At 35.9% G+C, this 25,724-nt stretch carries 24 protein-coding genes; 18 read left to right on the forward strand and 6 right to left on the reverse strand.

What is annotated here, in order from left to right:
* Positions 1-8 precede the first annotated feature (8 nt).
* From mnmG to L1967_RS02245, 4 genes are all read left to right on the forward strand, one after another.
* Positions 9-1,880: a tRNA uridine-5-carboxymethylaminomethyl(34) synthesis enzyme MnmG gene (mnmG, locus tag L1967_RS02230; protein ID WP_249600084.1), complete on the forward strand. Its 1,872-nt coding sequence runs from the start codon at positions 9-11 to the stop codon at positions 1,878-1,880.
* Between the two features lie 31 nt (positions 1,881-1,911).
* Positions 1,912-2,457: a hypothetical protein gene (locus L1967_RS02235; RefSeq protein WP_249600085.1), complete on the forward strand. Its 546-nt coding sequence runs from the start codon at positions 1,912-1,914 to the stop codon at positions 2,455-2,457.
* Complete coding sequence (locus L1967_RS02240) at positions 2,458-3,285, forward strand: class I SAM-dependent methyltransferase (protein ID WP_249600086.1); 828 nt, start codon at positions 2,458-2,460, stop codon at positions 3,283-3,285. It abuts the gene before it with no gap.
* A 279-nt stretch (positions 3,286-3,564) separates the two neighbouring features.
* Positions 3,565-4,128, forward strand: coding sequence for an OmpH/Skp family outer membrane protein (locus tag L1967_RS02245; protein WP_249600087.1), 564 nt, complete (start codon positions 3,565-3,567; stop codon positions 4,126-4,128).
* A gap of 71 nt (positions 4,129-4,199) precedes the next feature.
* Here L1967_RS02245 and L1967_RS02250 read toward each other — a convergent pair whose 3' ends face one another.
* Both L1967_RS02250 and L1967_RS02255 read right to left on the reverse strand, forming a co-directional pair.
* A complete protein-coding gene (locus L1967_RS02250; protein WP_249600088.1) occupies positions 4,200-4,535 on the reverse strand; it encodes a hypothetical protein in 336 nt (111 codons plus the stop codon).
* Between the two features lie 67 nt (positions 4,536-4,602).
* A complete protein-coding gene (locus tag L1967_RS02255; protein WP_249600089.1) occupies positions 4,603-5,757 on the reverse strand; it encodes a DNA polymerase III subunit in 1,155 nt (384 codons plus the stop codon).
* Between the two features lie 75 nt (positions 5,758-5,832).
* Here L1967_RS02255 and L1967_RS02260 point away from each other — a divergent pair, with 75 nt between their 5' ends.
* The 3 genes from L1967_RS02260 (at position 5,833) to L1967_RS02270 (ending at position 9,902) form a co-directional block, all read left to right on the forward strand.
* On the forward strand, positions 5,833-7,017 hold the full coding sequence (locus tag L1967_RS02260; RefSeq protein ID WP_249600090.1) for a phosphoglycerate kinase: 1,185 nt from the start codon (positions 5,833-5,835) through the stop codon (positions 7,015-7,017).
* Positions 7,018-7,291: 274 nt separating this feature from the next.
* On the forward strand, positions 7,292-8,890 hold the full coding sequence (locus L1967_RS02265) for a lytic transglycosylase domain-containing protein (RefSeq protein WP_249600091.1): 1,599 nt from the start codon (positions 7,292-7,294) through the stop codon (positions 8,888-8,890).
* A 28-nt stretch (positions 8,891-8,918) separates the two neighbouring features.
* Entirely contained in the window at positions 8,919-9,902 is a 984-nt protein-coding gene (locus tag L1967_RS02270; protein WP_249600092.1) for a DUF4837 family protein, read from the forward strand.
* Between the two features lie 79 nt (positions 9,903-9,981).
* Here the strand turns inward: L1967_RS02270 and tatA are convergent, their stop codons facing one another.
* The gene (tatA, locus tag L1967_RS02275) at positions 9,982-10,194 is read right to left on the reverse strand and encodes a twin-arginine translocase TatA/TatE family subunit (RefSeq protein WP_249600093.1); all 213 of its coding nucleotides are present in this window, start codon (positions 10,192-10,194) and stop codon (positions 9,982-9,984) included.
* Between the two features lie 271 nt (positions 10,195-10,465).
* On the opposite strand from tatA, the gene L1967_RS02280 reads away from it, so the two are divergent.
* From L1967_RS02280 to L1967_RS02300, 5 genes are all read left to right on the forward strand, one after another.
* Positions 10,466-11,335, forward strand: a complete 870-nt coding sequence (locus L1967_RS02280) for a M23 family metallopeptidase (RefSeq protein WP_249600094.1) — start codon at positions 10,466-10,468, stop codon at positions 11,333-11,335.
* A gap of 3 nt (positions 11,336-11,338) precedes the next feature.
* Positions 11,339-12,838, forward strand: coding sequence for a GH3 auxin-responsive promoter family protein (locus tag L1967_RS02285; protein WP_249600095.1), 1,500 nt, complete (start codon positions 11,339-11,341; stop codon positions 12,836-12,838).
* A 2-nt stretch (positions 12,839-12,840) separates the two neighbouring features.
* A complete protein-coding gene (locus L1967_RS02290) occupies positions 12,841-14,529 on the forward strand; it encodes a DUF6909 family protein (protein ID WP_420856392.1) in 1,689 nt (562 codons plus the stop codon).
* Between the two features lie 68 nt (positions 14,530-14,597).
* Positions 14,598-15,587 carry a UDP-glucuronic acid decarboxylase family protein gene (locus L1967_RS02295; protein ID WP_249600096.1) on the forward strand — a complete coding sequence of 330 codons (990 nt, stop codon included), beginning with the start codon at positions 14,598-14,600 and terminating at the stop codon, positions 15,585-15,587.
* A 2-nt stretch (positions 15,588-15,589) separates the two neighbouring features.
* Entirely contained in the window at positions 15,590-16,363 is a 774-nt protein-coding gene (locus L1967_RS02300; RefSeq protein ID WP_249600097.1) for a glycosyltransferase family 2 protein, read from the forward strand.
* On the opposite strand, the gene L1967_RS02305 is transcribed toward L1967_RS02300, so the two are convergent.
* Positions 16,352-17,662: a phenylacetate--CoA ligase family protein gene (locus tag L1967_RS02305; protein ID WP_249600098.1), complete on the reverse strand. Its 1,311-nt coding sequence runs from the start codon at positions 17,660-17,662 to the stop codon at positions 16,352-16,354. The two genes, L1967_RS02300 and L1967_RS02305, sit on opposite strands and share 12 nt — an antisense overlap.
* A gap of 89 nt (positions 17,663-17,751) precedes the next feature.
* Here L1967_RS02305 and purD point away from each other — a divergent pair, with 89 nt between their 5' ends.
* Entirely contained in the window at positions 17,752-19,026 is a 1,275-nt protein-coding gene (purD, locus tag L1967_RS02310; RefSeq protein ID WP_249600099.1) for a phosphoribosylamine--glycine ligase, read from the forward strand.
* A gap of 2 nt (positions 19,027-19,028) precedes the next feature.
* Here purD and L1967_RS02315 read toward each other — a convergent pair whose 3' ends face one another.
* Positions 19,029-19,253: a DUF6341 family protein gene (locus L1967_RS02315; RefSeq protein ID WP_249600100.1), complete on the reverse strand. Its 225-nt coding sequence runs from the start codon at positions 19,251-19,253 to the stop codon at positions 19,029-19,031.
* Between the two features lie 46 nt (positions 19,254-19,299).
* Here L1967_RS02315 and L1967_RS02320 point away from each other — a divergent pair, with 46 nt between their 5' ends.
* The 3 genes from L1967_RS02320 (at position 19,300) to L1967_RS02330 (ending at position 22,088) form a co-directional block, all read left to right on the forward strand.
* A complete protein-coding gene (locus L1967_RS02320) occupies positions 19,300-20,226 on the forward strand; it encodes a DUF6427 family protein (RefSeq protein WP_249600101.1) in 927 nt (308 codons plus the stop codon).
* Between the two features lie 174 nt (positions 20,227-20,400).
* A complete protein-coding gene (locus L1967_RS02325) occupies positions 20,401-21,006 on the forward strand; it encodes a DUF4254 domain-containing protein (protein WP_249600102.1) in 606 nt (201 codons plus the stop codon).
* Between the two features lie 8 nt (positions 21,007-21,014).
* Positions 21,015-22,088, forward strand: a complete 1,074-nt coding sequence (locus L1967_RS02330) for a glycosyltransferase family 9 protein (protein WP_249600103.1) — start codon at positions 21,015-21,017, stop codon at positions 22,086-22,088.
* Positions 22,089-22,146: 58 nt separating this feature from the next.
* Here the strand turns inward: L1967_RS02330 and L1967_RS02335 are convergent, their stop codons facing one another.
* Positions 22,147-23,193: a ferredoxin--NADP reductase gene (locus tag L1967_RS02335; RefSeq protein WP_249600104.1), complete on the reverse strand. Its 1,047-nt coding sequence runs from the start codon at positions 23,191-23,193 to the stop codon at positions 22,147-22,149.
* Between the two features lie 92 nt (positions 23,194-23,285).
* Between L1967_RS02335 and L1967_RS02340 the strand changes: the two genes are divergently transcribed.
* Together L1967_RS02340 and L1967_RS02345 are read left to right on the forward strand one after the other, a co-directional pair.
* Entirely contained in the window at positions 23,286-24,770 is a 1,485-nt protein-coding gene (locus tag L1967_RS02340) for a DUF5687 family protein (RefSeq protein WP_249600105.1), read from the forward strand.
* Positions 24,771-24,859: 89 nt separating this feature from the next.
* Entirely contained in the window at positions 24,860-25,627 is a 768-nt protein-coding gene (locus tag L1967_RS02345; protein WP_249600106.1) for an ABC transporter ATP-binding protein, read from the forward strand.
* Positions 25,628-25,724 lie beyond the last annotated feature (97 nt).

Below are 25,724 nucleotides of genomic sequence, written 5' to 3' on the forward strand. Positions count from 1 at the left end.
ACATTTTTATGTTCAATAAGGAGTACGATGTTATTGTAGTAGGAGCTGGCCACGCCGGTAGTGAAGCTGCGGCTGCGGCTGCGAATATGGGATGTAGTACATTATTGGTTACAATGAATTTGCAAAATATTGCGCAAATGAGCTGTAATCCGGCTATGGGAGGAATAGCAAAAGGACAAATTGTGCGCGAAATTGATGCTATGGGAGGCTATAGCGGATTGGTAAGTGATACCAGTGCAATTCAGTTTAAAATGCTTAATAAATCCAAAGGTCCTGCCATGTGGAGTCCACGTGTGCAAAGTGATCGTATGCGTTTTGCTGAAGATTGGAGATTGCGTTTGGAGCAAACTCCAAATCTGGATTTTTACCAGGAAATGGTGCACGGTTTAATTATAGAAAATGGTCGTATTAAAGGTGTTCGTACTTCTTTAGGAATCGAAATAAAAGCCAAATCTGTAGTATGTACTAATGGTACTTTTTTAAACGGATTAATTCATATAGGTGATAAACAACGTGGCGGGGGTAGAGCAGGAGAAGCTGCTGCAACAGGTATTACTAAAGATCTTATCGATGCAGGTTTTGAGGCTGGACGCATGAAAACGGGAACACCGCCAAGAGTGGACGGTCGATCTTTAGATTATTCAAAAATGGTAGAACAGCCGGGAGATGAAATCCCTGGTAAATTTTCATATTCTGATGAAACGAAACCATTAAGTAAACAACGTTCCTGTTATATGACCTATACTTCAAACGAGGTACATGATATTTTACGCTCTGGGTTTGATCGTTCTCCAATGTTTAATGGTAGAATTAAAAGTTTAGGTCCGCGTTATTGTCCGTCTATAGAAGATAAAATTAATCGTTTTGCAGATAAAGATCGTCATCAACTTTTTGTGGAGCCAGAAGGCTGGAATACGGTTGAAGTTTATGTAAATGGATTCTCTACTTCGTTACCAGAAGATGTTCAATTTAATGCATTACGATCTGTTGCCGGTTTTGAAAACGTGAAGTTCTTTAGACCGGGTTATGCGATCGAGTATGATTATTTTCCACCAACACAATTGCAACATACCTTAGAAACAAAACTTGTTGATGGTTTATATTTTGCCGGACAGATTAACGGCACAACAGGTTACGAAGAGGCAGCTTGCCAGGGGATGATGGCCGGTATCAATGCGGCATTAAAAGTTCAGGAGAAAGAGCCTTTTATTCTGCAACGAAACGAAGCCTATATTGGGGTGCTTATCGACGATTTAATTACAAAGGGTACTGAAGAACCGTATCGAATGTTTACGTCGAGAGCGGAATATAGAACCTTATTAAGACAAGATAATGCTGATTTTAGGTTGACGGAGCGTTCTTATAAATTAGGTTTAGCTTCAGAAAGTAGAATGCGTAAAATGGAAGAAAAGAAAGAGAAATCTTTAGCTTTTGTTTCTTTTCTAAAAGATACCAGTGTAGTTCCAGAAGAAGCAAATCCTGTTTTGGCCGATTATAATTCTTCACCAATGAAACAGTCTGATAAGATTTTTAAAATTTTTTCCAGGCCTAATATTGCTATGGATGATGTGCGAAAATTTCCAGGAGTAGAAGAGTACATTCAAGAAAATAATTTGGATACTGAAATGCTTGAGCAAACCGAAATTCAGGTTAAATATTCGGGATATATTCAGAAAGAAAAGAATAATGCCGATAAACTAAACCGTTTGGAAGATGTAAAGATTCCTAAAAATTTTGATTATTCTAAGATAAAATCCATGTCTTTCGAAGCACGTGAAAAGCTAAATAAAGTACAACCAACAAATGTATCGCAGGCTTCACGAATTAGCGGAGTAAGTCCGAACGATATTTCCGTTTTATTGGTTTATATGGGACGTTAATTTTGAACGTTCCACGTGGAACATTTTTTGAATGAAACAAAGTTTTATAATTATTGGACTGTATTTTTTAGTGGTATCTTGTAAGGTGACCACCCATTCGGTTCCCGATATCCAGGGATCTAGAATCGTAGAAAAGAAAGATCATTCTAATTATTATCTCTTTCAAACAAAATTACAAAGACCTATTGCTAAATCCTGGTTTAAAAAATATCTTGGTTTAAATAGAGAAGATGATTTAGTAAAATCTAAAGTTGTTCTTTTTCCTGAATTAGAAAAAGAGTTTTTAATCACCGTTACTATAAAAGATGATAGGGAAGAGTATATGGATATACCTATTGCCGAAAAACTTTTTGATGGCATTTTAGGAATTAATGAAGATGATCAATCGAGTAAGAGGAAAGATAAGAAAGATAATACCGGACCGGTAAAATTCTTTGTGAACATTCAAATTTCAGATAAAGATGGAGTCGATCATATTTCGACTTCTTCTTTGTATTCTAGCAGAGTTCGAAATTACCTTCGGCAATTAGAAAACGATTTTTTCGAATATCAGAAAAACTTTAAAGCATTATCTTAAGTGGAGGATCCAATAATTTATAGCAAAGATTATTTAGTAAGTGGGGAAGAATATCGTTTAGAGAAATGGAAACATTATGATATTTTAAAAACAGAACCCGTTCCCAATAATCTATCAGCGTATTATGAAAGTGAGGATTATATTTCCCATACCGATGCTTCAAAATCTTTTACCGATAAAATATACAATATTGTAAAAGCGTATATGCTTCAGAAAAAAGTAGGTTGGATTTTAAAAGAAAAGTCTGCCGGAAAACTTTTAGATATTGGGTCAGGTACCGGGGATTTTTTAAATGCGGCTTCACGTTACTTTAAAGTTGATGGAGTAGAGCCAAGTGAGGTGGCAAGAGAAAAAGCTGAGAAGAAAAATCTTCAGCTTAAAAAAGAGCTATCAGAAATTTCTGATCAGTATGATGTGATCACCATGTGGCATGTTTTAGAACATGTTCCAAATCTTGATCATCAAATTGAAGAATTTCATCGATTACTAAACGATGACGGAATTTTAGTAATTGCCGTTCCTAATTTTAAAAGTAAGGATGCTGAAATTTATAAAGAACATTGGGCGGCTTATGATGTGCCCAGACATCTTTGGCATTTTTCTAAAAAAGGAATTCAGGCTTTATTTTTAGAAAACGGATTTCAGTTATTTAATTCCACCGGATTAAAATTTGATTCTTTTTATGTGAGTATGCTTTCAGAAAAACATCGCTCTGGACAACAAAATTTATTTTCTGCATTTTTAAACGGATTAAAATCTAATCTTGCAGGGGCGAATACAGGCGAATACAGTTCGATGGTTTATTTCTTTAAAAAAACACTCAAATAATCAAAATTAGCCGTTTTAAGAGTGTTTTTCTATGTTTCTTATAAAACACCCTGCCTGAAAATAGAACTGGTACAGGAAGTGCTTTAAAATTGATGGTTTTTAATAATTATTAATAATTACTATTTTGTTATCTATAAAATATATTTATAGTTTAGAAATCATCCAAAAATTATTCAATCAAATCATCAGTGAGCATAATAGATATTCTTCATAGTTGTTTTAATACCGCTTATACTTAAAATACTTTTTTTACATTTGCGGCCACTAAAAACTAAAAAGATGAAAAAATTAATCGCGATAGGAGCAGTAGCAATTTCATTAATTTCCTGTAATCAGGAAAAAACGGCTTATGTAGATACTACAAAAGTAATTCAGGATTATAAGGAGATGAAGGATGTGGAATCTAAGTTTGAAGCACGTAGAGATTCATTAACGCAGCTTATCACCGGGCCACAACAACAATTTCAGCAAGAAGTTCAGGAATATCAGCAAAACATGAATTCTATGTCTGCTACACAAAGACAGGCCAAAGAGCAGGAACTTCAGCAAAAAGGACAAAGATTACAGCAACAACAGCAAATGATAGGTCAGCAATTAAGAAATGATAGTGATAAGGCTATTGATGGCGTTGTTGAAAAAGTAAAAGATTTTGTAGCGGAATACGGAAAGGAAAATGGATACACTTATATCTTTGGAAGCAATGAATCTGCAAATATCATGTATGCTAAAGAAGGTTTAGATATTACTGATGATATCCTGAAAGAATTAAATGAGAGTTACGGCGGTAAGTCTGGCAAAACTTCCGATAAGAAAACAGAAGAAGATACGACTTCAGCAGAATAAAAAATTCAATTTATATAGTGGAAAGCCCGGTTTTTTAATCGGGCTTTTTTGTTGAATTAATTCTGAAAAAATTATTGTCCCAAAGCAAAGAATCCTAAGATGACCAGGATAAAATAAATAGTAATTCCCGCTGAACTTTGGTAATCTTTAGCCACTCTTTGTCCAAATAATAACATCATCAGGCTTACAGCACAAGTAATGAGCGCAAATCGGCTAAAATCTAAGGAACTGAATGTAAAAAAGTAATTAAGGATTGCCAAAAGCAGTAAAATCACCGCAACCAGCTCTACCAAGACCAAAATCGGTAAAAGGAAAGCTATTTTTCGGACCAAAAAGGTGTTTTTAAAATGGGCTTCCATAAAAGAGCGTGTCCCCGAATAATCACTAATTTTTTCGAAAAACGACATACAAAAAGTGATTAGAAGAAAGACCAATATCAGTAATAGTGGGATATGAAGGTCGATATTGGGCATTTTAAGCTGCTTTTATATGTAAAAAACGGGTAAGCCTTATAGAAAGATCGGTGAGAACAATCTTGGCATTTGCATTTCTTTCGATGTGGTAAATGGCATCTTCAATGGCTTTTGTAATGGGTAAAATATTATTTCCGTGTACAAAAGGCGCAAATTTCTTAAGCTGAAATCCTTTGGTTTTAGGCGATAAGAAAACAAGATTATCCGCCTTATAATTAAGCATTAAAGCCTGTCTGAAAAAATCGAGGCAATACAGTAAAAAGCTTTTCTGTTTTTCACGTCCCATCGTGGCAATTTCTTCACTCCAGCTAATCAATTCCAGCACCGTAGCCTTATTTCCTTTGGCTTTAAATGCGGTACGAACCCATTCGATAAACCATTGCTCAAATTGGTCATCTGCCGTATCTTTTTCCAGAAGATGTAAAGCCCTGGTGTAACTTCCGTTAGATTGATGCGCAATCAAACTCGCTTCCTGCGTATCCAACTTTTTAGAAGCGATCAGTTTTTCAGCAATATCGGCTTCAGCTAATGGCGGAAATTTAAGCGTTTGGCATCTCGATTTTATAGTTTGTATAATTTGCTCTTCGTCTTCAGCAATAAGTATAAAAATGGTTTTGTTGGGCGGTTCTTCAATAAGTTTCAGCAATTTATTGGCCGCTGCGGTGTTCATGCGGTCGGCCATCCAGATAATCATTATTTTTAAGCCGCCTTCATAAGCTTTTAAGGATAGTGATTTCACAATATCCTGAGCTTCATCTACACCTATTTGCCCTTGTTTGTTTTCAATACCAATATGCTCATACCAATCGGTTAAACTTCCGTAGGGATGATGCTGAACAAAACTACGCCAGTCTTCCATAAAATTTGCTGAAACCGGATGACTTTTAATTGTTTGATTGGTGGCCACCGGAAAGGCAAAATGAAGATCGGGATGCGAAATATTGGTGAATTTTAAATTACAGGAAGAATTGCCATTTTGATTCTCACCACCCTGGTTTTTACAAAGCAGATATTGCGCGTAAGCAATGGCCATAGGCAAAGTGCCACTACCGCTATTTCCAACAAATAATTGGGCATGCGCTATACGGTTGTTATCTGCCGTAGTGGTAAGATGATTTTTAATATGTGGTAAACCTACAATTTCTGAAAAAAGCATGGGCAAATATAAAGGTTATATGCGGTTTTATATCTTCGGAAAAAATTATATTTGTAGTAAACCTAGAATAGAATTATGAAAACAGTAGACGATTTTAATTTTAAAGATAAACAAGCTTTAATTCGTGTAGACTTTAATGTACCGTTAAACGACGATCTTAAGGTAACTGATGCTAACCGTATTGAAGCTGCTAAACCAACCATAGTAAAGATTTTAGAAGATGGTGGTAGCGTTGTTTTAATGTCTCACTTAGGAAGACCAAAAGGAAAAGAAGCAAAATTCTCTTTAAAAAACATCGTTAGTAAAGTATCTGAAGTTATTGGTGTAGAACCAAAATTTGCTGAAGACTGCGTAGGAGCAGACGTAAAAAAAGCTGCAGATGAGTTACAATCTGGAGAGATTCTTTTACTTGAAAATTTACGTTTTCACGACGAAGAAACTGCTGGAGATGAAGATTTTGCAAAACAACTATCAGAACTTGGTGATATTTATGTAAACGATGCCTTTGGTACAGCGCATAGAGCACATGCTTCTACCACGATTGTAGCGAAGTTTTTTGAAGATAAATGCTTTGGGTATTTATTAGCCAAAGAAATTAAAAGTTTAGATAAAGTATTAAATAGTACAGAAAAACCAGTAACCGCTGTGTTAGGAGGTGCAAAAGTATCTTCAAAAATTACGGTTATCGAAAATATTCTGGATGCGATAGATCACCTGATAATTGGTGGTGGGATGACCTATACTTTTATTAAAGCACAAGGAGGAAAAATAGGAAATTCGCTAGTAGAAGAGGATAAGCAGGAACTGGCTTTAGAGATCCTTAAAAAAGCAAAAGAAAAAGGGGTACAGGTACATCTTCCTGTAGACTCTGTAATTGCAGATAGTTTTTCTGAACAGGCGAGCACTCAGGTAGAAGCGGTAGATAATATTCCTGATGGATGGATGGGATTAGATGTTGGTCCTGAAACTTTAAAAAATTTCAGTAATGTTATTGCAGAATCTAAAATAATCCTGTGGAACGGCCCGTTAGGAGTATTCGAAATGGAAACTTTTGCAAAAGGAACGATCGAACTTGGAAAAGCAATTGCCGAGGCTACTAAAAACGGAGCATTCTCTCTTGTTGGAGGTGGGGATTCTGTAGCTGCCGTAAAACAATTTGGTTTTGACGATAAAGTTAGTTATGTTTCTACCGGTGGTGGAGCAATGCTAGAAATGCTTGAAGGAAAGTCTTTACCAGGTATCGAAGCCATTAGCAAATAAATGTTCTTCGAATGACTTATTTTTGATAAAATAAGGTATACTTTTTGATCATATTTTAACTAAATTTAAGAACCTCGAAATGACCTTTCGAGGTTCTTAGTTAGCGATCAAAAAATCAATTACCTTGAGGCAATCCCACAAGGTATTAAACCGAAACAGATTATGAGGTTTCGAGGCAATCCCTGGGGGGAATTAAACCCTCAATGGGGGATTAAAAGTTTAAAAGCAAAAAATTAATTCCTAAAATAACAGGTAAAAAGGTTCTAAACTAGATATGAAGAAGCAGGTATGTTTATTACTGGGGTTGTCTGCAGTGTTTGCTGTGAGTGCCCAGGAGAAAGGAAAATCTAAAAAACAGGTCGAAAAAGCCAATTTTAGAGTACAGATTTTTCAGAAGGTGGATAGCACAGAAATCATACTTGCCGATCCAGATCCCGAATTTCAGGAAAAGCTGCCTATTTCGGCTGTTATAAGGGATTCTTCTAAAGTATCACTTACCGATATGCCACAAGCAGCCAAAATCGATTCGGTTTGGCGGGCAGAACTTACCAATTCAGATTTATATGAAACCATTCAAAAATCTATAGCAGAACAGGATTATGACGAAGTGGTTTATGACGAATTACCTACCGATACCTTAAAAGCCCGTTTAGCAAGACTAAACGCCAGAACGCCATTTAATATAGAATACAATCCTAGTTTAGAGAGCGTTATAAAGATGTATTTAAAGCGTAATAAACAGGCAATGGAACGCTTAATGGCCCTAAGTGATTATTATTTCCCGATGTTTGAGCAGGAACTGGATAAATACGATATTCCGTTAGAAATTAAATACCTGGCCATTGTAGAATCGGCTTTAAATCCAAGGGCAAAATCCAGAGTAGGGGCGACAGGCCTATGGCAATTTATGTTTACTACCGGAAAAATGCACGATCTTAATGTGAGTAGTTATGTAGATGAACGCATGGATCCCGTAAAAGCAACAGAGGCAGCAGCGAAATATCTTTCTACCCTTTATAAAGTTTTTGGAGATTGGGATTTGGTGTTAGCTTCCTATAATTCGGGTCCAGGGAATGTTTCAAAAGCCATTAGAAGAAGCGGAGGTTCTACAGATTATTGGTCGATGCGACGTTATTTACCAAGAGAAACCGCAGGTTATGTACCCGCCTTTTTGGCCACATTGTATATTTTTGAATATGCCGATGAGCATAATTTTCAGCCTAAACGCCCGGAGATTCCTTATTTCCAGACCGATACTATTCAGGTAAAAGAATTACTGACTTTCGATCATATTTCTAAAGTTACCGGGGTAAATAAAGAATTACTTCAATTTTTAAATCCAAGTTATAAGTTGGATATCATTCCATTTGTAGAGGATAAAAATTATGTGGTGAGATTACCAAGAACAAAAACCGGAGCTTTTGTAAATAATGAAGCCGCAATTTATCAATACGCAGAACAGGAAATTGCAAATAGGCAAAAACCTTTACCAAAATACATAGAAACCGAAGATCGCATAAGATATCGAGTAAGAAGCGGGGATTATTTAGGAAGAATTGCACAAAAATATGGCGTAGGTGTAAGCAGTATTAAGCGGTGGAACAATATAAGGGGGAACAACATAAGAGTAGGGCAATATTTAACGATATATCCAAGAAAACCAGTGGCTAACACCCAAAGTGCTACAGCTTCTAGTAGTGCTAAAACCACTACAAAAGGGGACACAAAACTTTATACAGTAAAGCAGGGAGATTCATTATGGAGCATTTCTAAGAAGTTTCCTGGCGTTACGGTACAGAATTTGAGGACATGGAATGACATGAGCAGTACGCGCCTTAAACCAGGAATGAAGATTAAGGTGTCTAAAGGCTAGAACCAAACTTAAATTCAAAACTAATAAAATGAAAAAATTAGTATTTCTTGCGCTTTCCTTTTTAATTATTATTTCCTGTAAAGAAAAATCTGATGAGCCGGCACCGCGTATTTTAGCAGATTCTTCGGGAAATATCAACCAACTTTCCGTAGTAATGGACAACAATCTTTGGGAAGGGCAGGTAGGCGATGCTTTAAGAGATAATCTTGCAGCGCCGGTCGAAGGTTTACCACAAGATGAGCCTTTATTCAGTTTAAGCCAGATTCCGCCAGAAACCTTCTCTGGTTTTGTACGTAGAAGCCGAATTTTTATAAAAGTCGAAAAAGGTAAAGATAGCCTTGCTATTATTAAGGATCAATATGCTACACCACAAACAGGAATTATTATTAGCGGAGAAAATAAGCAACAATTAATAGATAGGATCAACGCGTCTTCAGACAGTATTATCGATATATTAAAAGCTACTGAAATTAAAGAAAAACAACGTAGAATTGGCAAATCCCCAAAGTCTGATGAAGAGTTGGAAAAAACATTTGGGGTTTCTATGAAGTTTCCAACAGCGTATCGTTATGCTGCGCAAGAAGATAATTTTATCTGGATTAGAAAAGAGATACCAAAAGGGCTAATGGAAATTTTGGTATATCAGGTACCATTAAATACCATTGATAAAGATTCTAGCGTGATTGCCAATATTGTGAAAATGCGCGATAGTATTGGAGAAAAGTATATTCCTGGACCCGTAGAAGGAAGTTATATGATTACTGAAGAAGCCTATGCTCCTTATTTGTTCGAAACCACGATCGATGGGCATTTTGCGTATGAAACTCGTGGTACCTGGGAAGTGAACAATGCATATATGGCAGGACCTTTTGTAAATTATGCCATTCGTGATGAGGCAAATGATCGATATGTTATTGCTGAAGGATTTATTTTTAGGCCCGCTAGCAGTAAGAGAGATCATGTATTCGAGCTGGATGCCATTCTAAAATCTTTAAAATTTGACTCAAAATAAATCAAATTTCAGCATTGATAAGACAATAAAAAAAGCCCATTCTAATTAAGAATGGGCTTTTTGATTGCTATTTTTTTAACTACTTGGTGTCTTCAACTTTTTTAGCATCTGAAGCAGAACTCCTAGTGGTATCGTCATCATCTCTAGATGCATCCTTAAACTCCTTAATCCCACTTCCTAATCCTCTCATCAATTCTGGAATTTTTCGACCTCCAAATATTAGTAAAACCACAATTACGATAAGTACGATCTGTGGTGCTCCTATAACTAATGGTAACATAAATGCATTCATAACTCGATATTTATATTTACAAACTTAACAAGAATAAACCAATATATAAGTTAATATAGATAAAATATATGCAATTTGTTAATTATAATGCTTATAGCAAGGGTAATTAAGAAAGCTGTTTTGCATTATTTTTGCGAGCATTTAATCTGTGAAATATTAAAAAAGCTGTGATTTATGCAAAAATATGCCCTAAAAAGAGCAAATTTCGATTATCATTTAAAACTGGCGTTAAGCATAAATTTTCCAGTATCTTTGTTTAAGGTTTTTATGTATGTCTAAAAAGAAAGAAAATAAGAAAAAATTCACCAGAAAACTTCTTCATAAATACCGAATGGTAATTTTAAATGAAGATACTTTTGAAGAAAGATATTCATTAAAATTAACTCGTTTAAACGTATTTGTTCTGGTAACTACGAGTGCTATTTTATTAATAGCAGCCACTACTTTTATAATTGCCTTCACACCTTTACGAGAATATATTCCCGGATATTCTTCGCCACAATTAAAAGAGCAGGCAGCGCAATTAGCCTACAAAACCGATTCTTTACAAAATGTTTTAAAGCTAAATAATCAGTTTTTGGGATCGATAAAAGGAGTATTATCGGGAGATTTACAAACCTCAGAGCTTAATAGGGATTCTATTGCTAAATTTTCTCAGGAAAATATGGAAGTTGAGGTTATTCCACCTTCCAAAGCCGATAGTTTATTAAGGGAAGAAGTGGCCTTAGAGGATAAATATAATATTTTGCCGGGAGCTACAGAGAACATTGATTTTTCCCTCTTTCCCCCGGTTAAAGGAACAATTTCTGAAGGCTATGATGCTGAAGAAAAACATTATGCCGTAGATGTTGTAGTCCCTAAAAATTCACCGGTAAAATCTGTTGCAGATGGTCGGGTTATTTTTGCAGAATGGACCACAGAAACCGGTTATGTGATCATTATAAAGCATGATTATGGACTGATTTCGGTCTATAAACATAACGCCTCTTTAACTAAAGAACAGGGCGATTTTGTAAAAGCTGGTGAGGTAGTCGCCACCGCCGGTTCTACCGGAGAATATACTACCGGTCCGCATTTACATTTTGAATTATGGAACGAAGGAAATCCTGTAAATCCAACCGATTATATTGATTTTGAATAGTCTATGTCTTTAAAATCCTTTGCAGCTAAAATATTCGCTAAAGTCGTAAAAAAGAAAATTGATGCCTGGTCTTCGAATCCTATCGAAGTTCAGCAGCATATTTTTAATGAATTAATTGCTACAGCGAAAGACACCAATTTTGGTAAAGATCACCATTTTGATCGCATAAAAACATATGCCGATTTTGTAGAAAATGTTCCCGTAAGAGATTATGAAAATTTACGGGCTTATGTAGATAAAATGGTAGTTGGCCAGGAGGATATTTTGTGGCCGGGAAAACCTTTATACTATGCTAAAACCTCTGGGACTACCAGTGGCGCAAAGTATATCCCGATTACCAAAGAAAGTATGCCTACGCATATCGAAGCGGCACGAAATGCTATTCTTTGTTATATCGCTGAAACCGGAAATGCGAAATTTGTAGATGGGAAAATGATCTTTTTGCAGGGTAGCCCCGAACTTACCGAAAAGAACGGCGTAAAATTGGGACGGTTGTCGGGGATTGTAGCGCACTATGTGCCGGGATATCTTCAGAAAAATCGAATGCCAAGTTGGGAAACCAATTGTATAGAAGATTGGGAAACCAAAGTTGATGCCATCGTCGAGGAAACCCGTAACCTGAATATGACCGTGATTAGCGGAATCCCCAGCTGGGTGCAAATGTATTTTGAAAAACTAGAACGTAAAACCGGTAAAAAAATAGGTGATATTTTTAAGAATTTCGACCTCTTTATTTACGGGGGTGTTAATTACGAACCCTATCGCTCAAAATTTGAAAATCTTATTGGTCGAAAAGTAGATAGCATCGAATTATATCCCGCTTCTGAAGGTTTTTTTGCTTTTCAGGATAGCCAGAAAGAAAAGGGAATGTTATTGCAGCTTAACAGTGGCATTTTTTACGAGTTTATTAAAGCAGAAGCGTTTTTTGATGAAAACCCAAAAAGACTTACAATTGCAGAGGTAGAACTTGACGTAAATTATGTGATGATTATTAGCACAACGGCCGGTCTTTGGGCATATAATGTTGGCGATACCATTCAGTTTACCAGTTTAAAGCCTTATCGTGTAATGGTCTCGGGTAGGATAAAACATTATATTTCAGCTTTTGGTGAGCATGTGATAGCCAAAGAAGTAGAAGAGGCCATGCAAATTGCTTCAGAAAAAACAGAGGCCAGAATTAACGAATTTACGGTGGCGCCTCAGGTAAATCCATCCGCAGAAGAATTACCGTATCACGAGTGGTTTATAGAATTTGAAAAAGAACCTGATGATTTGACGAATTTCAGGAATATCTTAGACCAGTCGCTTCAGCAGCAAAACTTGTATTACTTCGACTTAATTGAAGGGAATATTCTACAGCCGGTAAAAATTACAAAAGTCCCTAAAAACGGATTTCAGGCCTATATGAAGTCGATTGGTAAATTAGGCGGGCAAAATAAGTTGCCAAGATTATCAAACGATCGTAAAATTGCAGATGCTTTAGAAGCATTAATAAAAAAATAAAAATTGTGAAGTTGAAAACAGACGGAAGAACGAGAGCGCAGGAAAGTACCAATGCGATAGAGCGTATGTATATTACTATGAGACACCTTTTTAATAGAGGTTTTTATAAACCCATGGGTGTTTCGGGAGAAACTTTAAGAGAAGGATTATTAGCGCTACGACCTGAAATTTATGGTTCTGTAGCCGAGGATAAAGCTGAACTTAATGGGTTATTATATGTTTTAGAACGTCTCCCTATCGGGATTGAGCAATGCCGTTATATTAATCTTACCAGTGACGAAGGATATGGTGATTCTCATTTTCAACCCATTGTTCCGCCAAAACGTCGAAGAAATTGTTATCGCATAGACGAAGAGCAAATGAATATTGAGATTACCCGTGGGCGATCTGAAATTTATGATATTCTTACGCATTTAACCTTCTTATTTATCGAATCTCATAAAATAATGAGACGTGTGGTTATCGACGAAGATGGTAGCGTTACCAGAGACTGGAAAAAGCTGGAAGCCGTAGTGCTTTCTAAAGAAGAGATTGATAAGGCCGAGCGTGAAGTGGCTTTAACCCATGCCGCCAATATTTTAGGCCGAACCTTTTACGAGGTTTCTAAGATTTACCCTAAGTTTTCTACGCCAAATAATCCAGAGCAGTTTTTACATATTATTTACTGGATGGGAAAACTGGCGATTGAGGAAACCGTAAATAACGATAAAAGGATTATCACCTTTAGTCCCATTCTTAGAGAACGTTTAGGACATCATATTCATGGCGAAGTATGGGCAGATAAGATCAAGAAATATCTGGTAGATGCAGAATTGCTACAACGCCCTATTCATATTATTAGTGCGAATATGCACAGTGTAATGAATACGCTTTATGCACCTTTAGCGCTAAAAGCTGAAATTAAAAAGAAAGATATTCTTCAGGTTTACGAAATGCTAAGTGATCCATCTAATGGACAGGTTCGCCAAAAGGTGTCAAAATTAGCCATTTCTGAAGGAATGAAGTTTATAGAAGATAGCAGCGGTACCAATATCGATGTTCAGGTTTTTGATACCGCAAAACTGGAAGAAGGTTTCAGAAATAAAGAATTTACCTCGTTAAAAGAAGAAGAAAAGCCGGTAATTATTGTGATGGATTATGCCTTTGGAGAACAGGCTTACGAAACGATGGATGAACTGCTTAAACCTTATATCCTTGATGGCGACGAGATAAAAATGAATGTAAAATCGGTTTCCATCATGGGAAAAGCCGGTATTTTAGAAGGGGGCAAGGGAGATATTATGATTCCTTCAGCTCATATTTTTGAAGGTACAGCCGATAATTATCCTTTTAAAAATGAACTAAAAAAGGATGATCTTGAAGGACACGGAATAAAAGTGGTAGATGGCAGTATGATCACTGTTTTAGGAACATCTTTACAAAACCGTGATATTCTTAAGTTTTTCCATGATTCTACTTGGAACGTAAGTGGTCTTGAAATGGAAGGAGCGCATTATCAAAAAGCCATACAGGCCGCCAGCAAATTAAGAAAAAGTATTGCTGAAGATGTGCAGGTACGATACGCGTATTATGCCTCTGATAATCCTTTAGAAACCGGAAGCACGTTAGCTTCGGGTGGTTTAGGAACCACAGGGGTTAAACCAACGTATTTAATTACAGAAAAAATACTGGAGCAAATCTTTAATTCTTAAAGCTCCTGTTGTAAATTGAAACTAAAATGGTTTCTAAGTGATTTTTAAAATCGATTAAAAAAAATTAAATGGGCAAAACTGTATTGATTACAGGAGCAGCAGGTTTTTTGGGTTCGCACTTGTGTGATAAATTTATTAAGGAAGGCTTTCGTGTTATAGGAATGGATAATCTTATAACGGGCGATATTCGTAATATAGAACACCTTTTTAAAAACAAGGATTTTGAATTCTATGAGCATGATGTTACCAAATTTATCCATGTTCCCGGAAAATTAGATTACATCCTTCATTTTGCGTCTCCTGCAAGTCCTATCGATTATTTAAAGATCCCGATTCAGACTCTAAAGGTAGGATCGTTAGGAACACATCATTGTTTAGGACTGGCAAAAGAAAAAGGGGCCAGAATACTTATTGCTTCAACTTCTGAAATTTATGGAGACCCACTGGTACATCCACAATCTGAAGATTATTACGGGAATGTAAGCACTATTGGTCCACGTGGGGTATATGATGAAGCGAAACGATTTCAGGAATCATTAACGATGGCCTATCACAGGTTTCATGGCTTGGAAACCCGAATTGTAAGAATATTTAATACGTATGGGCCAAGGATGAGGTTAAATGACGGCCGGGTAATTCCTGCATTTATAGGTCAGGCGTTAAGAGGAGAAAACTTAACTGTTTTTGGTGATGGATCGCAAACACGCTCTTTTTGTTATGTAGACGATCAGGTTGAAGGAATTTACAGGCTACTTTTTAGTGATTACGTAGCACCGGTAAATATTGGTAATCCAGATGAATTAACTATAAAAGATTTTGCTGAAGAAGTTATCAAACTAACCGGAACAACACAAAAAATAGTTTACAAAGAATTACCACAAGACGATCCTTTGCAACGTCAGCCCGATATTACTAGAGCTAGAGATATTCTTGGCTGGGAACCAAAAGTTTCCAGGGAAGAAGGGATGAAAATTACTTATAATTACTTCAAAAATCTATCAAAAGAAGATTTACTGAAGAAAGAGCATAAAGATTTTAGTAAGCATAATAAAAAATAGCAATGCAAAGCCCTTTGGTTTCTGTGATCATGCCTGCTTATAATTCGAATGAATTTATTGCGATGGCAATCGAATCTGTTATTGCTCAGGATTATAAAAACTGGGAGCTTATTATTGTAGATGATGCTTCAAAAGACGCGACTGTTAATACGATTCGGAATTATATAAATAAAGACACTCGTATTAAAATCTTCAGAAATCAAACAAACCGTGGGGCAGGGTATTCAAGAAATAAAGCCATTAAGGAGGCTTTAGGAGAGTTTATTGCGTTTTTAGACGCAGATGATCTTTGGAAACCAGAAAAGCTCTCTCTGCAGCTTAAATTTTGCGAAGAAAATAAGGCAAAAATTGTTTTTAGTAGTTATGAGCGCATTAATGAAAAAGGCGAATCTTTAAATGAATTTATCGAGGCCTTACCTTTTGTTAATTACCCTAAATTGATAAGGAGTAATTATATAGGTAATCTTACCGGGATGTATAATGCAGCTAAAATTGGCAAAGTGTATCATCCTGAAATACGAAAAAGACAGGATTGGGCCATGTGGATCGAAGTGATTAGAAAAGGAGGAACTGCCCATGGAATGGAAGAATCGCTGGCTTTATATCGAATAAGAAAAGGATCGGTTTCAGAAAATAAATTTGAAATGCTTTCCTATAATTTCAAGGTTTACAATCAAGTTCTGGGTTACGGCAAACTAAAAAGTATGTATTGGATTTTGGTCTTTTTAGGAGAACATTTTTTTGTGAAATCCAGGCAATTAAAATCAATCGATTAAAGAAGTAAACTGCTTAAGTTTCCCGCTTTTGCTTCGGGTTAGGCTTTGTTTTCTTTTAAAGTTGACTTTCAAATTTTTCCCTACGTATTTTTCTACCGCTTCAGCAATTCTGGTAGTTTCTTCAGCATTAAAATCGGTATCGCGTACATATTCAATATCAAAAGAATCTATTTGCGTTTGGGTCACTATAAATTCTTTGGTGCTTCCGGTATCGTCGATAATCGTTTTCGTCACGTAATAAAATGTAAGTCCGGGAACTACTTTTCCGTCAGCTAGTTTTGCAACATCACTGGTTCTTCCTATCAATGAGGCTAATATTGGCTTTTTTGGAGTGCTTTTTTTAGACATTATGCCAATGTCGCCAATGGCATATCTTATTATAGGATGGGCTTTATTATATAGGGAAGTTATTACGATTCTTCCTTCTTCGCCAGGTGGCAAAGTTTTATTATTTTCATCTACAATTTCTATAAAAAGATCATTACGATTAAGGCACCATTCCCCTTCAGGGTTCTCAAAAGCGATAAGGCCTACTTCGCTGGCACCATATTCGTTTACCACGGGCACGCCAATAGCTTCTTCAATAATTTTTTTATCCTTTTCAAATAATCGTTCAGACGTTACAATACAAAGTTTTAAACTAGGGCAAATCTCTTTAAGTACAATTTCTTCTTTCTTTAAGAATTTAGAAAAAAGCAGGATGGCGCTGGTATAACCATTTAGATAATCAAATTTACTTTTCTTAAAACGATCAAGAAAACCCTGCAATTTGGCCTCGCTAAGATCAAATATACTAAAGCGCCTTCTAAGGCTTATCTGATCTTTAATTCGTTCCTGAAGATTGCCATAAAAGTCTAACGGAATTCCATAAAATCTGGCTTGCAGTGATTTGTTAAGATCTATCCCGTGCCAGTTATAATGATCGTTAAAACCTTCCCAGGTCATGGCATGGCAAAGTTTGTCTTTAGCAAAAGTAAATGGATGACCGCTACTTCCCGAGGTTTTCCCTACATAGCTATTCTTTAGATCAAATTTTTCACTTAGACGATCCTCTAATGGTTGCTGTAAATCGATTTTGTGCATAATAGGAATATCTTCCCATTTTGTAACCGATTTATTCGCAATAAAACTTTTATAGAAATTATTATTATTTAAATGATAATCAACAATTTCCTTTTTTTTTGTTTCGATATATTTTTGGTATTGGCTCTCGGGAATATTGTCGATTTCGTCCAACATTTTTCGGGCCCGGTTTACAGGAAAATTATTGAGCTGAAGCGAAAGTTTAAACCAATCCAAAACTTAACAATACTTTTTTATTCGATTTTATTGGTGCTTCAATTTACAAACAATTATTTTTGAAGTCCAAAATAAATATTTCTAAAAAAATGAAAATCTTAATACTAGGTTCTGGCGGTAGAGAGCATACTTTTGCTTACAAAATTGCACAAAGTCCAAAATGTGAAAAACTTTATATAGCTCCCGGAAATGCCGGAACTGCAAACGTAGGGGAAAATGTGAGCCTAAATGTAGGAGATTTTTCTGGTATTAAAGATTTTATTATTGAAAAAAATATAGACATGTTGGTCGTAGGTCCTGAAGATCCTCTTGTCAAAGGAATTACAGATTTTTGTAAGGGAGAGCCAGAGTTGAAAGATCTTTTAATTGTTGGGCCTTCTAAACGCGGAGCATTACTGGAAGGAAGTAAAGAGCGTGCCAAAGAATTTATGGCGATGTATCAAATCCCAACAGCCGCATACGAAAGTTTTACCATAGAAAGTTTAGAAGCCGGTAAAACATTTTTGGAAACTTTAAAGGCCCCTTACGTTCTTAAAGCCGATGGCCTTGCTGCAGGAAAAGGCGTTTTAATTTTAAATGATCTTAATGAAGCGAAGGCCGAATTAGAGAATATGCTGAAAAATCAAAAATTTGGAGAAGCCAGCGCAAAAGTGGTGATCGAAGAATTTTTGGACGGGATAGAACTTAGCGTTTTTGTTTTGACCGACGGTAAAAATTACAAAATCTTACCCACAGCTAAAGATTACAAGCGAATAGGAGAAGGTGATACCGGTTTAAATACCGGTGGAATGGGAGCAATCTCTCCGGTACCTTTTGCTGATGCCGAATTTATGCAGAAAATCGAAGAGCGCATTGTAAAACCTACGGTAAACGGTCTTGCTGAAGAAAATATCGATTATAAAGGATTCGTCTTTATCGGATTGATAAAAGTAGGAAACGAGCCTTATGTGATAGAATATAATGTACGAATGGGAGACCCTGAAACTGAAGTAGTTTTACCAAGGGTAAAATCTGATTTGGTAGAAGTGCTGGAAAAAGCCGCCCAGGGAAAACTTGATGAGGTAGATCTGGAAATCGACCAGAGAACTGCTACAACGGTAATGATGGTTTCTGGAGGATATCCAGAAGCTTACGAAAAAGCTAAAGAAATTATCGGTATCGAAAATGTAGAAGACGCGCTGGTATTTCATGCAGGGACTACGTTAAAGGATGGTAAAGTAGTGACCAACGGCGGTAGGGTAATTGCTGTAACCGCATTTGGAGAAGATTACAAACAGGCACTAAAAAAATCTTACCAAAATGTAGAAAAACTACAATTTGATAAGATGTATTTTAGAAAAGATCTAGGATTCGACCTTGCTTAGGATTATCCTAAGTAAGGTTTAGACCTTGTGTTTTCGTCATCGGCATCTTGGAAAATCTTTAATTGCTTACACCAGTATGCAAAAGCGATCATTCCAATGATAATAAATACAAAGTTGATGGCGTTAGCAGCCCACCATGAGTCTAGTTCCAGGGAACGTAGCCAATCAAGAGGTACAAGAAGTACATTTTCAAATAGCCACGAGATTCCTTCAAAAAATTCAGTCATCGTTTAACATTGTTAGTTTAACACTACAAAAATAGAAAAAAGAGCAATGCTAACAAGCTTTTTTGCCAAATCAAAGCCAATTAATATTACGCTTGTCCTCGTATTGCTCTCTGGATTTTTTATCACAGCTAATTTCCAGAACTGGTTTTTGGCTTTCGAGATCTTTAAATTCTTTAAAATTTTAGGCGTTTTTTTAACGCTTATGCTGTCACTATTTTTGCTGAATTTTATAGCAAAAAAGAATGATCTTACCCAGCGTAGCGCGTATAAAGTTCTTTTATTTTCGGTGTTTTGTGCTTCCTTTTTTTCGTTGCTTAGGGATTATAATGTGATCATTTCAGCAACGCTTATTCTATTGGCTTTACGCCGAATAATAAGTTTAAAATCGCAAATAAGCGTGCAAAAGAAAATATTTGACGCTGCTTTTTGGATTTGTATTGCTTCGTTATTCTATTTCTGGTCGATTTTATTTTTATTGATTGTATTTTGGGGGATTATCATTTATTCGCCCAGGCCTAAAAACTGGTTAATTCCTATCACTTCAGCAGTTTGTGTTTACATGATTTACTGCTCGATACACTTATTAATTTACGATCAATTTTATCTAATTTCAGATTGGTACCAGTCCTATAATTTCGATTTTTCTAATTATCAGTCCTTCAAATTCCTAACGCCAATAAGTATCATTTTAGCACTTACTTTATGGTCGCTTGTATATTATATTTCAATTATTCAAAAGGCCGGTGTGAGTTTACGACCATCCTTAAACCTTATTTTGTTTACGCTTGTCATTGGTATTTCAGTAGGAATATTGGCGCCAAGTAAAAATGGGAGCGAGCTTATTTTTTTCTTTATTCCGCTTAGTATTATTGTTTCTAACTACTTTGATACCGGCAAGGATAAGATCTTTAGGGAAATACTTTTACTAATATTGATTTTGATGCCTTTTGGAGTGCTTTTTATTCATACTTAAAAGAGCTTTAGAAGCATACATTTGAATTTCTGGTCGTACAAAAGAGGATAATATCAATTATAGATTTTATAATACCTTTGTATCTTAATTTTAAATATTCAATAAAAGCGACGAATCCTGAAATTTTCAGATTTTGGGGGCGTTTAAACTATTCAGTTTTAAAAAATCAACATAATGTTTACAGATAAAGCCAATAAGATCTTTCAGGAAGTGATCAAAAAATATCATGAAATTGATCATGTAGATCAGCCTTTTACAAACCCCTATGATAGTGAATCACAGCTTATAGAGCATCTTTTGTATAGAAAATGCTGGATAGATACTGTGCAATGGCATTACGAGGATATTGTAAGGGATCCCAATATCGATCCTGTGGCTGGGTTAAAACTGAAACGCCTTATTGATGCTTCTAACCAGGATCGTACCGATACGGTAGAATATATTGATAGTTATTTCCTTGAAAAATATAAAGCGGTGGAGCCCAAAGAAAATGCGACGATCAATACAGAAAGTCCTGCTTGGGGTGTAGACCGGTTATCGATCTTAGCACTTAAAATTTATCACATGCACCAGGAAGCCACTCGTGACGATGCTTCAGCAGAGCATAAAGAAAAATGCCAGGCAAAGCTTGATATTTTATTAGAGCAACGGGTAGATCTTTCTTCAGCCATAGATCAGCTTTTAAAAGATATTGAAAACGGTGATAAATACATGAAAGTCTATAAACAGATGAAAATGTATAATGATGACGAACTAAACCCGGTTCTTAGAAATAAATAAGAAAAATTATGAGCACTACACATCAACATATTCCCAAGGAGAATAAAGAGAAAAGTGCTCATATTCTTGCTATTCGTTTATCGGCCATGGGCGATGTAGCCATGACGGTTCCTGTGATTAGAACCTTTATGGCGATGTATCCCAATTGCCGAATCACTTTCCTTACGCGTCCTTTTTTTGCGCCTATGTTTAAAGGGATTCCCAATGTAGAAATTTATGAAGCCAATATTAATGGCGAGCATAATGGTGTGATGGGATTGGGAAGACTGGCCCGGGAATTACGAAATCATGAGATCGAAATGGTGGCCGATCTTCACAATGTTCTTAGAAGCAATGTATTAAAATCGGTTTTTTATTTCTTCGGAATTCCCGTGAAACAAATCGATAAGGGTAGGGCAGAAAAAAAGAAATTAACCCGTGAAGATCATAAAATTTTCAGGGAATTAAAAAGTACACACCAGCGCTATGCCGATGTGTTTGAAGAGTTGGGATTCCCTATCGATTTCAGTAATCATATTTTTCCTGAAAAACAGCAAATTCCGCCTAAAATACATGATATCGTAGCGCATTCCTCTAAAAAATGGTTGGGAATTGCCCCTTTTGCCCAGCACAATTCTAAAGCCTATCCGGCAGATTTAATGGAAGAGGTTTTAGGCAAACTAAATAACCAGGACAATATTCAGGTGTTTTTACTTGGCGGGGGAAATGTGGAAACCAAAAAACTACAATCCTGGGCACAGCAATTTGAGAATTGTATAAGTGTGGCGGGGCTCTTATCTTTTGAAGAAGAGCTGGCTTTAATATCCAATCTTGATGTGATGTTATCGATGGATAGTGGAAATGGACATATGGCGGCGATGTATGGGATTCCGGTAATTAGTATTTGGGGAGTAACCCATCCTTATGCCGGATTTAAACCGTTTAAACAGCCTTTCGAAAATTCGTTGATTCCAGATTTAGAGAAGTTCCCCAAAATACCCACCTCGGTTTATGGCAATAAATATCCTGATGGTTACGAATTTGCCATTAGGAACATAAGTCCGAACAGCGTGGTTAAAAAAATAAATTCGGTATTGAATTGAAAAAGAAAAAGGCTTTCACTACTACTGAAAGCCTTTTTTATAAAAAAAATACTAAAATTTAAACGTCGTCGTAATCAACTTTAATGCTGGGAGTAAGCGGATGCGCCTGGCAGGTTAAAATCAATCCTTCTTCGATTTCATCGTCAGTAAGAATTTGATTTTTACGCATTTCAGCTTTTCCTTCCACAATTCTGGCGATACAGCTACTGCAAATTCCGCCCTGGCAGGAATAAGGAACATCAAGATCGTTTTCCAGCGCAGCATCCAGAATCACATCGGTTTGATTCATCACAAAGCTGGTTTCCTCATCGTCAACCATAATGGTGATTTGTGTTTGCCCTTCAAGATTAGCTTCAACTTCGCCAGTATCGTTACTGGTAAATAATTCGTAATAGATATTTTCTTCAGCGATACCATTATTGGTAAGAACTTCGCTTACATGATTAATCATTTCTTCGGGTCCGCAAAGATAAACAGCATCAAAAGGATGATCTTTAAATTTATTTTTCATCACAAAATTAACCGTGCTGGTTTCAATTCGGCCAAAATGTGCATTGTCTTCTCTGGCTCTACTAAATACAAATTCAACAAAAAGTCGATCTGGATAAGCCGACTGAAGTTCTAAAAGTTCCTTAAAGAAAATAGTATCTTCTGGAGATTTATTTCCGTAGGTAAGAATAAATCTACTGTGGGATTCTTCAGAAAGTACTGTTTTTATAATCGATAATACCGGTGTGATACCACTTCCTGCTGCAAATGCAGCATAAGTTTTAGCCTTTGTAGAAGGTTCTAGAATAAATTTCCCTTCAGGAGTATGAACGTCTAAAATATCGCCAGCCTGAAGTTTATTATTAGCCACTACAGAAAATTTACCACCATCAACTTCCTTAACCGTTACTTTAAATTCTCCGGAATTTGGAGCTGAACAAAGGGAATAAGCTCTACGCAGTTCTTTACCATCCACATCTGCTTTTATGGTAATATACTGTCCTGCTTTAAATTTGTATTCCTGCTCAAGTTCTGAAGGAATTTCGAACGAAATACTCACAGCCTGAGGCGTTTCCCTAATGATTTCTTTTATTTTTAGTTTATGAAATGTACCCATCAAAAATAATTTGTGGGCAAAAATACAAAGTATCAGCTTTTAGAGTGTAACAAAAGTCTAAATTTCGACACAAGTAAGTAAAGCATTTTTGTATGGTAGGTAAATTACTCAGTTTAGAGTGGAAGTCTTTTACACGTAGCGCAAGTTTTGGCAAGAGTCTGGGTCTTAAGATTTTCATGATTTTTATAGGAGCATATTTTGCTGTCATGTTTCTTTTTATGGGAATAGGACTGTACCCCATATTAAAAGATGTATATCCTGATAAAGACCCACTCTTGAAATTGAACGAATTTATTTTAGCCTGGCTGGCTTTCGAATTGATATTTCGATTTTTTATGCAAAGCCTTCCTGTAGTGCAAATAAAACCTTTGTTACTTCAGAATATTAAAAAGCATAAGGTTATCAATTTTGTGTTGCTAAAATCACTATTCTCGTTCTATAACATTTTACCCATTTTAATTTACGTGCCTTTTGCTATTGTGGTCACTGTGAGATCTAATCATAGTGCAGTTTCAATGATTGCCTGGGCAGTTAGCGTATTGTTTTTTAGTTTTTCTGTCAATTATTTTAATTTCCTGATAAAAAAGAAGTTTGCTGAAGATCTAAAATCGTTCTTACCGGCGATCATTTTCATTTTAGCGCTGGCAGGATTAGAATATTTTGATGTTTTCCCGGTAAGCGAGAAGTTTGGTGTTTTCTTAAATTATGTGTTAGAAATGCCTTATTTGGCTATTTTGCCAGTCATTCTTTCAGTATTATTCTTTGTATGGGTACGAAATACACTGAAAAATAAATTTTACTTGGACGCCGGCCTAAAAACGAAACAAAAAGAGGTTAAATCACAGGAGTTTGAGTGGTTAAAAAGATTTGGTGATGTAGCGACATTTCTTCAATTAGACATGAAGTTAATTTGGCGCAACAAACGTCCAAAATCAACGGTATTTCTTTCTTTTTTCTTTTTATTATATGGCTTACTGTTTTTTACCAATTCTGTTTACGAAGGCATGCCGGTAATGTTTGTTTTTGCTGGTATTTTTATCACCGGAATATTTATGATCAATTTTGGGCAATTTGTGCCAAGCTGGGATGCTGCCTATTACCAAATGATCATGTCGCAAAATATACCAATGCGAAAGTATCTGGCTTCTAAAGCAGCATTAATAAGTTTTAGTATTGTAATACTTACTATTTTAAGCACACCTTATGCATATTTTGGCTGGAATATTCTACTCATTATTTTTACTTGTGCCCTGTATAATCTTGGGGTAAATGTACCCTTATTGATGTTTACGGGATCGTTTAATAAAAAGCGTATTGATTTAGAAAAAAGTCCGTTTATGAATTATCAGGGAACCGGCGCAGCACAATGGTTAGTGGCCATACCACTATTGGCGGTTCCACTGGGTGTTTTTTACTTATGTTATAAAGTCTTCAGTTTTAATATTGGTCTTTTAGCGATAGGTGTTTTAGGACTTATAGGCATCTTTCTTAGAAACTACCTGATGGATAGAATTACCATTCAGTATAAAAAGAATAAATATGCTATGATTCATGGGTATAAACAAACCGGTGATTAATACGATATGCTATCTTAATTAACCAAAATAATAGCGCTTAACACTCAATTTTAATTAAAATATAAAGTCCCCCAAATAAAGAACATATTATGATCACAGCAACCAATCTATCTAAAGTATACAATGGCACCAAAGTTTTAGATATCGACCATTTAGAAATCCCACAAGGTCAAAATTTCGGACTCGTGGGAAATAATGGAGCCGGAAAAACTACATTTTTTAGTTTGTTATTAGATTTAATAAGACCTACGTCAGGAAATATTTTTAATCAGGATATTACTGTTAACGAAAGTGAAGACTGGAAAACCTTTACCGCTTCGTTTATCGACGAGAGTTTTTTGATAGGTTATCTTACTGCGGAAGAATATTTTTATTTTGTGGGAGAACTGCGTAATCAAAACCGAGCCGATATTGATAGTTTTTTGATGCAATTTGAAGAATTTTTTAACGGGGAAATTATTGGCCGAAAAAAATATCTTCGGGATTTATCAAAAGGAAATCAGAAAAAAGTGGGAATCGTTGCGGCGTTAATTGGCGAGCCAAAAGTGGTGATTTTAGATGAGCCATTTGCCAATCTGGACCCTACGACACAAATTAGGCTGAAGAAAATTATTAAAGATCTTTCTGAAATTTCAGGAACTACTGTTTTGGTTTCCAGTCATGATCTTATTCATGTGACCGAAGTTTGTGAGCGTATCGTAGTTTTAAATAAAGGCATTATCGTTAAGGATATTAAAACTTCTGAAGCCACATTAAAAGAACTGGAAACTTATTTTTCTGGGGAACAAATTCCAGAAGAAGTGAAACTATCTGAAGAGGAGCAAACCGAGGAACCTAAAGTTGATAATCCCGAGTAATCACGGCCTGATTTTTCTTATTTAATGCGCAAACCTTTGTATTTGTAAAAAGAAACTTATTTTTACATACTAAATGCTGCGTAACTGAGTTATGATG

The sequence above is a fragment of the Zunongwangia pacifica genome, from assembly GCF_023499215.1.
GTDB lineage: Bacteria > Bacteroidota > Bacteroidia > Flavobacteriales > Flavobacteriaceae > Zunongwangia > Zunongwangia pacifica.

Bases quoted from the DNA above. Each gene is read 5' to 3' on its own strand.
- L1967_RS02335 (WP_249600104.1), bottom strand. From the start codon at position 23,193: ATGGGTACATTTCATAAACTAAAAATAAAAGAAATCATTAGGGAAACG.
- L1967_RS02245 (WP_249600087.1), top strand. From the start codon at position 3,565: ATGAAAAAATTAATCGCGATAGGAGCAGTAGCAATTTCATTAATTTCC.
- L1967_RS02300 (WP_249600097.1), top strand. From the start codon at position 15,590: ATGCAAAGCCCTTTGGTTTCTGTGATCATGCCTGCTTATAATTCGAAT.
- L1967_RS02270 (WP_249600092.1), top strand. From the start codon at position 8,919: ATGAAAAAATTAGTATTTCTTGCGCTTTCCTTTTTAATTATTATTTCC.
- L1967_RS02250 (WP_249600088.1), bottom strand. From the start codon at position 4,535: ATGTCGTTTTTCGAAAAAATTAGTGATTATTCGGGGACACGCTCTTTT.
- L1967_RS02295 (WP_249600096.1), top strand. From the start codon at position 14,598: ATGGGCAAAACTGTATTGATTACAGGAGCAGCAGGTTTTTTGGGTTCG.
- tatA (WP_249600093.1), bottom strand. From the start codon at position 10,194: ATGAATGCATTTATGTTACCATTAGTTATAGGAGCACCACAGATCGTA.
- L1967_RS02260 (WP_249600090.1), top strand. From the start codon at position 5,833: ATGAAAACAGTAGACGATTTTAATTTTAAAGATAAACAAGCTTTAATT.
- L1967_RS02325 (WP_249600102.1), top strand. From the start codon at position 20,401: ATGTTTACAGATAAAGCCAATAAGATCTTTCAGGAAGTGATCAAAAAA.
- mnmG (WP_249600084.1), top strand. From the start codon at position 9: ATGTTCAATAAGGAGTACGATGTTATTGTAGTAGGAGCTGGCCACGCC.
- L1967_RS02265 (WP_249600091.1), top strand. From the start codon at position 7,292: ATGAAGAAGCAGGTATGTTTATTACTGGGGTTGTCTGCAGTGTTTGCT.
- L1967_RS02340 (WP_249600105.1), top strand. From the start codon at position 23,286: ATGGTAGGTAAATTACTCAGTTTAGAGTGGAAGTCTTTTACACGTAGC.
- purD (WP_249600099.1), top strand. From the start codon at position 17,752: ATGAAAATCTTAATACTAGGTTCTGGCGGTAGAGAGCATACTTTTGCT.
- L1967_RS02345 (WP_249600106.1), top strand. From the start codon at position 24,860: ATGATCACAGCAACCAATCTATCTAAAGTATACAATGGCACCAAAGTT.
- L1967_RS02285 (WP_249600095.1), top strand. From the start codon at position 11,339: ATGTCTTTAAAATCCTTTGCAGCTAAAATATTCGCTAAAGTCGTAAAA.
- L1967_RS02315 (WP_249600100.1), bottom strand. From the start codon at position 19,253: ATGACTGAATTTTTTGAAGGAATCTCGTGGCTATTTGAAAATGTACTT.
- L1967_RS02255 (WP_249600089.1), bottom strand. From the start codon at position 5,757: ATGCTTTTTTCAGAAATTGTAGGTTTACCACATATTAAAAATCATCTT.
- L1967_RS02280 (WP_249600094.1), top strand. From the start codon at position 10,466: ATGTCTAAAAAGAAAGAAAATAAGAAAAAATTCACCAGAAAACTTCTT.
- L1967_RS02330 (WP_249600103.1), top strand. From the start codon at position 21,015: ATGAGCACTACACATCAACATATTCCCAAGGAGAATAAAGAGAAAAGT.
- L1967_RS02235 (WP_249600085.1), top strand. From the start codon at position 1,912: ATGAAACAAAGTTTTATAATTATTGGACTGTATTTTTTAGTGGTATCT.
- L1967_RS02320 (WP_249600101.1), top strand. From the start codon at position 19,300: ATGCTAACAAGCTTTTTTGCCAAATCAAAGCCAATTAATATTACGCTT.